Source organism: Aerococcus sp. L_32 (genome assembly GCF_050689315.1).
The window spans coordinates 1-1831 of record NZ_JBOEQF010000379.1 but is presented as its reverse complement, the minus strand read 5'-3'; the positions used below and the strand labels follow the sequence as shown (position 1 = coordinate 1831).

The window sequence follows — 1831 nt, the reverse complement described above, 5'->3', positions numbered from 1 at the left end:
CTTTTTCATCTCGTTTATATCTGTTTCAGATACCCGCAAGTCACTAAACACATAGTCATCGGCAATTACTGATAGGACGTCTACAGTAGCATTTGAGCGCATGGCAATCTCTACTGCATCTCGAAAGGCTGCTTTACTGTTGTCCGAGTCATCTACTGGCACCAATATACGTTGGATGTTATCAAGAATCATTTTCGTTACCTCCCTTACTTTCTTTCCATATAAAGTATAACACAAAATTGGAACCGCTTACAAAAATAAGGCCTTTATATTTCAAGAAAAATAATTAAACCCTTTTTTCTAGCGAATGCTTGAACCTTACGCCAGTATGTTATCCAAATCGAAGCCAAGCAAAAAGACTATGACATTTTGCCACAGTCTTTTGGGTTTCTATGCTTATAAGTCTTGTAATGATGTGAAGGCTAGGTCCTCTGCTGTTAAACCTTTTAAGAAGGCTACGGTTACGTCCACAGTGTCTTGGAAGTCTTGGTAGGCAGAGATTAAGTAATGGGTATGTGCATAACGAGTTGGCATACCTAGTGTAATCACTGATACCCCATTATTTGCAGTATGGATTGAGCCGGCGTTTGTACCACCACCATCGCGGACGGCTTGTTGGATTGTGATGCCAGCCTCTTCACTAGCTTTCAAAAATAGACCGTTTAAGTGGTCAGAAGCGATATATGTTGAATCGCGATACCGTAATTGAGGTCCTTGTTTCACGCGTCCTTGGCCAAGTGTAGCTGATTTTGCGTAATCGTCTGAGGGCGTTCCCTCAAAAACAATGGCCACTTGTGGATCAATACGATTTGTTGTGACTTTAGCCCCTCTTAAACCAACTTCTTCTTGTGTGGCAAAAGCGCCAACAAGATTGAATGGTAAGCTTTTCACGCCCTCAAGTCCTAATTCATTGAAGACAGCGATGGTTGCAGCTACACCAAGACGGTTGTCAAAGGCTTTACCAATCATCATACCATTCTTTTCGTTGAACTGGAATTTGGTTGCTGGTACAACGGGTTGGCCGACTGTAATACCAAAATCGTTGATTACTTCTTCTCTTGAAGTGGCACCCACATCTAATTTCAAGTCTGTTAAGGCTACTGGTTTAGCCTTTTCTTCCGCAGTCATGAAATGGATAGGTTTACTTGTGGCAACAGCTGGTACATAGCTTTCATTATCATTGGTTCTAACCATGAATAATTGCGACTGGGCAGAGGCTGCCGTCCAACCACCTAAAGCTTGCATCAACAATAAACCATTTTCGTCAATGGCTTGCACCATAAATCCGACTTCATCCATGTGGGAGTCTAACATGATCGTTGGTTTGTTGGGGTCGATGTCAGTAAAATTCATGTATAGGTTTTTCATTGCATCGGCTTGTAAGGTAAAATCGCCTTTGTTGGCTTTCACTACTTCGATCACTTGGTCTTCATATCCTGGCGCCCCGTAAGCATTCGACACGTCTTCTAACAATTTAATATATTTCATTTTGCACCTCTTTAGACTTTCTAATGTAACCATTTTACCGATATTTATTGGAAAATGAAAGCGAGTGCCCTTCAAAGGAAAAAGCCATCCCTATCCTTGCTAGCTAGCAAAGACATGGATGGCCCTTCTTCAATCTTTATTTGTCTGCATTAATGTGGTCGTATTTGGCTGGGTTTTCGTTGAATTTCTTCACGACATATGGGCATAGGGCTTTAATTTTGCGGCCTTTTGCCTCTGAGTCGGCAACTAGGTGGTCGACAAGTTGTGCAGCGACACCTTGTCCGCGCAAACTTGGATCCGTCCATGTGTGTGTTGCGACGATGACATTGTCTGCCTTTGGTTG

3 protein-coding genes are annotated in these 1831 nt (G+C 42.4%); all 3 read right to left on the bottom strand.

Translation table 11 applies throughout. The annotated features are described in order from the left end of the window. Positions 1–192, bottom strand: a 192-nt coding sequence (locus tag ACRCJ0_RS13120; protein ID WP_431390705.1) for a universal stress protein, incomplete at its 3' end; no start/stop codon positions are given. A gap of 204 nt (positions 193–396) precedes the next feature. Further along, on the bottom strand, positions 397–1488 hold the full coding sequence (locus ACRCJ0_RS13115) for a M42 family metallopeptidase (RefSeq protein WP_419971772.1): 1092 nt from the start codon (positions 1486–1488) through the stop codon (positions 397–399). A 136-nt stretch (positions 1489–1624) separates the two neighbouring features. Continuing rightward, on the bottom strand, positions 1625–1831 hold a 207-nt coding region (locus ACRCJ0_RS13110), incomplete at its 5' end, for a GNAT family N-acetyltransferase (protein WP_431390704.1).